General features: G+C 61.9%; 7 protein-coding genes. 4 read left to right on the forward strand and 3 right to left on the reverse strand.

The features are described 5' to 3' along the window. Positions 1-624: 624 nt before the first annotated feature. Positions 625-1,050, reverse strand: coding sequence for a PaaI family thioesterase (locus ACESL9_RS16135; RefSeq protein WP_372675196.1), 426 nt, complete (start codon positions 1,048-1,050; stop codon positions 625-627). A gap of 58 nt (positions 1,051-1,108) precedes the next feature. Here ACESL9_RS16135 and ACESL9_RS16140 point away from each other — a divergent pair, with 58 nt between their 5' ends. The 4 genes from ACESL9_RS16140 to gluQRS all read left to right on the forward strand — a co-directional run bounded on the left by ACESL9_RS16140 (position 1,109) and on the right by gluQRS (position 5,155). Beyond that, positions 1,109-1,894, forward strand: a complete 786-nt coding sequence (locus tag ACESL9_RS16140; RefSeq protein WP_372614899.1) for an enoyl-CoA hydratase — start codon at positions 1,109-1,111, stop codon at positions 1,892-1,894. A 393-nt stretch (positions 1,895-2,287) separates the two neighbouring features. Further along, the gene (gene trmFO / locus ACESL9_RS16145) at positions 2,288-3,643 is read left to right on the forward strand and encodes a methylenetetrahydrofolate--tRNA-(uracil(54)-C(5))-methyltransferase (FADH(2)-oxidizing) TrmFO (protein WP_372614898.1); all 1,356 of its coding nucleotides are present in this window, start codon (positions 2,288-2,290) and stop codon (positions 3,641-3,643) included. A gap of 22 nt (positions 3,644-3,665) precedes the next feature. Then, on the forward strand, positions 3,666-4,280 hold the full coding sequence (locus ACESL9_RS16150) for a class I SAM-dependent DNA methyltransferase (protein WP_372614897.1): 615 nt from the start codon (positions 3,666-3,668) through the stop codon (positions 4,278-4,280). After that, positions 4,277-5,155 carry a tRNA glutamyl-Q(34) synthetase GluQRS gene (gene gluQRS / locus ACESL9_RS16155; protein WP_372675197.1) on the forward strand — a complete coding sequence of 293 codons (879 nt, stop codon included), beginning with the start codon at positions 4,277-4,279 and terminating at the stop codon, positions 5,153-5,155. The genes ACESL9_RS16150 and gluQRS overlap by 4 nt, the downstream gene beginning before the upstream one ends. Positions 5,156-5,207: 52 nt before the next feature. On the opposite strand, the gene ACESL9_RS16160 is transcribed toward gluQRS, so the two are convergent. Both ACESL9_RS16160 and ACESL9_RS16165 read right to left on the reverse strand, forming a co-directional pair. Next, entirely contained in the window at positions 5,208-6,251 is a 1,044-nt protein-coding gene (locus ACESL9_RS16160; RefSeq protein WP_372614895.1) for a succinylglutamate desuccinylase/aspartoacylase family protein, read from the reverse strand. A gap of 159 nt (positions 6,252-6,410) precedes the next feature. Then, a partial coding sequence (locus ACESL9_RS16165) for a M24 family metallopeptidase (protein WP_372675198.1) occupies positions 6,411-7,220 on the reverse strand: 810 nt, incomplete at its 5' end.

Consider the following 7,220-nt stretch of genomic DNA (forward strand, 5'->3'; position numbering starts at 1 on the left):
GAAAGGGATATCTGCCTCACTGATTTCGCATCCTGTGTCAGCTCTGTGCTGCAAGCAGTCAAAGCAAGAACACCCATGGACAGCGCGACAAAACGCATAGCCATTCTCCTCTTAAGCATCTGATCGGGCTGTCACATAAACGCACGAACGCCCGCTGGCTGCAAGCGAACGTGTGCAGACCAGGCAGTTTGCTTTTGCAATAGGGTCTGGCGAGCCAAATGTTATGCCTGCGAGGAGGCTAAAGTAGCCGCATATTGAATTAGGCACGAAGGGCAAGTTCGGGGCTTGAAACCGTCATCCGCATTCAGACGGATTCAACACAGTTACCGAATCTTTCGATGTTAAGGGACCCGCAAGATCAACCATGAATTTCGGAGCCTCCTCCAACCAAATGCCCCTGCCCAGACCCGTTTCAAATCGACCCGGCGGACCACCCGGACCGAAGCACTCGTTGGACCCATGGGCGCAGCGGCGCATTGCGCGCCCATTGGAGCCCGACCCCCTCCCGCCGTCCGCCCCATTAACCTTTCCACGGTTAACAAAGGGTTGATTCCCCCGGCAGCCGGGCGGCAGCCGGGAGTCATACGCATATCACCCCCCGTTTTCTGGGCCATGATTCGAGTGTTAACCGCCCCCCGGCGGCAGCGAATAGGTGAGTGATGCACGCGCCACCGGCGCCGCCTCGCCTTCCGAGAAGATCAGCACATCGCCCACCGCCAGCACCCGCCCGAGCTTGAGCAAACGGCACTGCGCAATGAGGTCAGCCCCCGCCGCGGGCTTGCGCATGAAGTCGATCGTGGCATTGGTCGTCACCGCCAGCGCCTTGCGCCCCACCATGGCCAGCGTGATCGCGTAAACCGCGCAATCTGCTAGAGAAAACATGCTCGGCCCCGACACCGTGCCACCCGGCCGCAGGTGCCGATCTGCCACCTTGAGCCGCAGATCGACCTCCATCTCGGCCAGCCGGTCCACCGCGAAATCGCTCCGCACCTGTGGAAAGACCTCCTCGAGATAGGCCATCAGTTCCTCGGCATTCATTTGCAACGGCATCTCTTCCCTCCTCGCCCATTCCGCCTTAGGATTGCCGTCAAACAGAGGGGAGAACAAGATGGCTCTGCTGGAACGCAACGACACCGGCACCGTGGCACGGCTGCACCTCAACGACCCAAGCCGCCTCAACGCCCTGTCCGACGAGATGCTCGCCGCGCTGCAATTGCAATTCGACGCGCTCAAGGAGGACAGCTCGATCCGCGCCGTGGTTATCTCGGGCGCGGGCAAGGCATTCTGCGCTGGCCATGACCTCAAGCAGATGCAGCAGGGCCGCCAGGCCGAGGACGGCGGGCGCGCCTATTTCAAGGATCTCTTCGACCGCTGCACCCGCGTGATGATGAGCATTCGCGAAATGCCCCAGCCCGTCATCGCCATGCCCCACGGCATCGCCACTGCCGCGGGCTGCCAGCTGGTCGCCTCCTGCGACATGGCCGTGGCCGCCCAGGGCACGCGATTTGGCGTCAACGGTGTGAATATCGGGCTGTTCTGCTCGACCCCGATGGTGGCGCTCTCGCGCAACGTGCCGCGCAAGCAGGCGTTCGAAATGCTCACCACCGGTGAGTTCATCGACACCGACCGGGCCCTTGCCATCGGCTTGATCAACCGCGTCGCTTCCCCCGACGCGCTCGAGACCGAGACCCTGGCACTGGCCGAAACCGTCGCATCCAAGCTTTCGGCGGCCGTCACGATCGGCAAGCGCGCGTTCTACGACCAACTCGAAATGACCCTGGAAGGGGCCTACACCCACACCGGTGCCGTAATGGTCGAGAACATGCTCTTGCGTGATACCAACGAAGGCATCTCCGCCTTCATCGAAAAGCGTCCGCCAGACTGGCAAAGCTGATTCGCAAGGCAATCGCGTCGCTCGCGCTGATTGTTTCCAGAATACTGCCCAATTTTTTCCATATTCATCATTGTTCTCCTTTATTCAAGGATGTTAACGAAGATTCAACCACGGGCATGAACGATATGATTGCCGTCATGCGCAAGTGGGTCACCGTCGGCACCCCGTCTCTCCAGGCCTCTCTCTCAGGCCGCCGAACTTCTGGAACCGGTGACCCACGCGGTCCTTCCCGATCTCCCGATTTCAACCGTTCTCTCGGGATGCGATCTGTTTGACGATCCTGCCCAAGCGGGTCGAACCGATTTCGGACGACCACCACCGGCAAGACACCATGATCGGCTACGCCTCAACCGGCCCTTTCCAAAGCCGGGCCGATAGCCTACATCGTGCGACATGACAGAAACGCTGAATATCATTGGCGGCGGGCTCGCAGGCTCCGAGGCCGCATGGCAGGCCGCACGCATGGGCGTGCCCGTCATCATCCATGAAATGCGCCCCGAGGTTGCGACCTTCGCTCACAGAACCGGCGATCTGGCGGAAATGGTCTGTTCGAATTCGTTCCGTTCGGATGACAGTGATCAGAATGCCGTGGGCCTCCTGCATTGGGAAATGCGACGGGCAGATGGGCTCATCATGGCCATGGCCGACCGTCACCGACTACCCGCAGGCGGTGCGCTGGCCGTCGATCGTGACCCTTTTGCCCGATCGGTGACCAACGCCTTGCTCGATCATCCACTGATTGCGCTGAACACCGGCGAGATCACTGCCCTGCCCGATCATGGCCTCTGGATCATTGCCACCGGGCCGCTCACATCCTCCGCACTTGGCGCCGCGATCCAGGCCGAAACCGGGGCAGACCGGCTGGCCTTTTTCGATGCCATTGCCCCCATCGTCTATGCCGATAGCATCGACATGAACGTGGCCTGGCTTCAATCACGCTATGACAAGGGCGAGACAGAGGCGGAACAGAAGGCCTATCTCAACTGTCCGATGAACCGCGATCAATACGAGGCTTTCATCGACGCTCTCCTGGCCGCCGACAAGACCGAGTTTCACCCGGGCGAAACGGCCGGTTATTTCGACGGCTGCCTGCCGATCGAGGTCATGGCGGAACGTGGTCGCGAAACCCTGCGCCATGGCCCGATGAAACCGGTGGGGCTCACCAACGCGCACAAGCCGGATGAAAAGCCCCATGCGGTGGTACAACTGCGCAGGGACAACGCGTTGGGCACGCTTTACAATATCGTGGGCTTCCAAACGAAAATGAAGTATGGCGCGCAAGCATCTGTTTTCAAAATGATTCCAGGGCTTGAAAATGCCAGCTTCGCACGCCTTGGCGGCATCCATCGCAACACGTTCATAAACTCACCCACGTTGCTGGACGAGCGGATGCGCCTGCGCTCGAAACCGCATATCCGCTTTGCAGGTCAGGTCACCGGGGTCGAGGGTTATGTCGAATCGGCCGCCATGGGCCTTCTCGCTGGGCGCATGGCCGCCAGCGAGATACTCGGCCGCGACCTGCCCCCGCCACCGCCGACAACAGCCACAGGTGCCCTGATCACCCACATCACCGGTGGCGCCGACGCGAAGACCTTTCAGCCGATGAACGTCAATTTCGGCCTCTTTCCCCCTGTCGAGGGCCTCAAGGGCGGGCGGCGCGGGCGCAAGGACCGATACCAGGCCTATACCGGCCGCGCCAAGACAGACTGGCAGGAGTGGCTCAGTCACTGCGTGCTGGACGCGGCGTGATCCGACCGCTTATACTCGCCGCATGTCCAAGGAATTTCTCGACAAGGTCTATGAACTGACCGAAGGCGGCGACAGCCGCGCACTCTATGCCGAATGGGCCGAAACCTACGAGGCCGAACTGACTGCCAACGGGTATGCGACACCCGCGCGCATCGCCGACGCGCTCGCAAGGTTTGCAAACGACAAGTCGGCGCCGCTGCTCGATTACGGATGTGGCACGGGCATGTCCGGCCTCGCGCTCCAGAACGCCGGGTTCACGGTGATCGACGGCATCGACGTGACCGCGGAAATGCTGGCCATCGCGCGGCAGAAATCGGCCTACCGGAACCTTGTCCTGGCCGACCCGGCACAGCCCGCACCGGTGACGCCCGGCGCCTATTCGATGATCACCGCCATCGGGGTCATTGGCATCGGCGCGGCGCCGCTTTCGCTTTTCGACGAGTTGATGAGGGCATTGCCGCGCCACGGGCTTTTCGCCTTTTCCTTCAATGACCACTCGCTTGAACAGCCCGAGTATGAGGCCAAGATCATGGAGTGGACCGATGGTGGCGCCTCGCGCTTGCTGTGCCGGGAGCATGGCGACCACATCCCGGGACAAGACCTTAAGTCCAACATATACATTCTTGAAAAAGCGTGATTTTCCGGACCCGCTTTGCACCATCTCCAACCGGTCCCCTGCATCTGGGCCACGCCTACTCGGCCATGCTCGCCCAAGATCTGGCGCAGCGGGCTGGAGGTGAGTGCCTGCTCAGGGTCGAAGATATCGACCAAAGTCGTTCACGCCCCGAATGGGAAGCGCAGATATACGACGATCTTGAATGGCTGGGCCTGACATGGCCGCAACCGGTCATGCGCCAATCCGACCGGCTGGACAGTTATCGCGCGACCCTCGCGCATCTCTGGTCGCGCGGGTTGCTCTATCCATGCAGCTGCAAACGGCGCGACATCGCCGCCGCGACCAGTGCGCCGCAGGAAGGTGGCGCCCCTCTGATCGGGCCTGACGGAATGGTCTATCCCGGTACGTGCCGACCAGGTCACCCGCCTTCGGGTCCACGACCTGATGCCGCGCTGCGCCTCGACATGGCCCGCGCCACGGCGCTGCTTGCCGCCCAACCAATGCGCCCGCCGCTCGCCTTTCGCGAAGAGGGATCAGACCCAAGTGGCGAAACCGGCCTTATCGATATCCCTTTCGATTGGCTGCTCTCCAATGTGGGGGATGTCGTGCTGGCACGGCGCGGGATGGCGGGGTCCTACCACCTGTCGGTCGTACTCGACGACGCTGCGCAGGGCATCACTCATGTCGTGCGCGGCGAGGACCTGTTCGGCGCAACCGCGATCCATGTTGTCTTGCAACGGCTTCTGCATCTCCCAACGCCAATCTATCACCACCATCGCCTGATCCGCGACGAGCACGGCAAGCGCCTTGCCAAGCGCGACAACGCCCGTGCCATCGCCACTTACCGCGCCGAGGGGCGCACACCAGAGGAGCTTCGTTCAATCGTCGGACTCTGATCCGAATGGCCGACCTGCATGCTGTCAGGCAGAGACCATCACACCATTCTCATCAAGTGATCGCATCTTCCTCGAAAAGCGGATCTTCTTCGAGTTGGGACGAAAGAAATTCGAGCGTCTCTTCCACATCATCCATGTCGGAAACCTGCGCCAGATGAAACACCGCGTCCCCCTCGTTCACACTCGGAAACACGGTTCGACCGACGATCAGTCCGGCACGGTCCGAAACCACGGGGATTTCGACTTCGCCAAACGGATCCGACACGACGGCCAGGGTCTCGCCTTCCTCGATCATGTCACCTTCGGACCTGAAGGATCTCAGCAATCCCCCCTGTGGGGCCCTGAGCCAACGACTTGACACCGACACGAGTGGTTTGCGCCGCGGTTTCGCGATGCCTTTCGAGGGCAACATGCCCTGATCCCGCAAGACCCGTAGAATGCCGCTCACACCGGCCCGAACGGCCATCTCGTCAAAACGCAATGCCTCACCCGCTTCATAAAGCAGGACATCAACCCCCGCCTCCTTGGCCGCCGCACGCAATGATCCTTCGCGAAGCTGCGAATAGAGGATCACCGGCGCCCCGAAAACGCCAGCCAAGCGGGATGTCTCGCGGTTGTCCGGTGAAATCCGGATCTGGGGCAGGTTTGTGCGATGCACGGCCGCCGAATGCAGATCGATTCCAAGGTCGCATCGGCCGACGATCTCTTCCATGAAAAGATGCGCAAGGCGTGACGCAAGCGACCCGCCCTCGGTGCCGGGAAAGCACCGGTTGAGATCACGCCTGTCGGGCAAATACCTGGAATGGCTCAGAAATCCGAAGGCATTGACGATTGGAATGGCGATCAGCGTGCCACGTAGGCTTTTCAACCCGGGCAGCCGCAACAGGCGCCGCACGATCTCGACCCCGATGATCTCGTCGCCATGCACCCCCGCGCTCACGAACACGATCGGGCCATCTCGCCTGCCATGAATGACATGGGCCGACATCGTGACCGGCGTGTGATCCGACATCACGCTGACCGGAAGGTCGATGGTTCGGCGTGTGCCTGGGGGCACACTCTCCTGGCCAATCCGAAAAGCCGCGCGCTTCACCATCCGTCATTCCCCTTCTCGCGAGCTCCCGGTTTCATCCTGTCACCGGTCGAACGGTGCGACACCTCTCAGAAGCCCTCGGGCGTGCTCTGCCTATCTGAATTGCAAGTTGCCTCCCACCGTCCTCTGAGACCACGCGCGCACCCGACGGCCAATCCTCGCCTAGACACCGATCAACGGCAAGCGGCCGCTGGCAAATGGGCTGAGACGTTGCGGCCCATCCTCGCGGATGACTAAGTTCTCCTCATGCACCATGAATATGCCCTCTGCCGTCTCGATCCCGGGTTCGAGCGTGATCACCATCCCCGGCTCGAGCTCGGTATCGTCCCGCGCCGTCAGTGAAAGTCCCTCGGTCAGTTGCATCCCCAGCCCGTGACCCAGCCGCCCGGCGGTTTCGCCCGCCCCCACGATGCGGGCCATCGCCGCCCATACATCACGCGCCCGCGCCCCGGGCCGTGCCACCGCTTCTCCCGCCTCGACGGCCTCGACCAGATGCGCCCAGGCGGCCTCGGCCCTTGGATTGGCCTCACCGATGGCGAAATTCCGATCGAAATCACAGAAGTATCCGTCCCACAACGCCCCGGTATCGAGCATCAGAACATCACCCTCGGACAGTGGCGTTTCGTCGGCGGGCGAAATCACGTCCGCATAGCCCAGCGGCCCCGCCCCGCCCGCGACATAAGGCACCCAATCCGCTCCCTCATCCAGCAGCAGGCGCTGAAAGCCGCGAAACACTTCCGTCATGGCGACACCCGCACGCGCCACCTCGCCGATCCGCGTGAAAGCCCGGCCAGCAATGGCACAGCTTTGAGCGATCTTGGCGATCTCGGCTTCGGATTTTACCGCGCGCAGATGCGCCACGATCCCGTCATCGTCACCGAAATCGATCCCCACGCCCTGCAACCGCCCGAAATCGGCCAGCGGCATCCGCAGATGCGTCTCCGGGCCCGACGGAATACCAACCTTCCCACC

It is taken from the genome of Aquicoccus sp. (assembly GCF_041686535.1).
In the GTDB taxonomy this organism is placed as follows: domain Bacteria; phylum Pseudomonadota; class Alphaproteobacteria; order Rhodobacterales; family Rhodobacteraceae; genus Aquicoccus.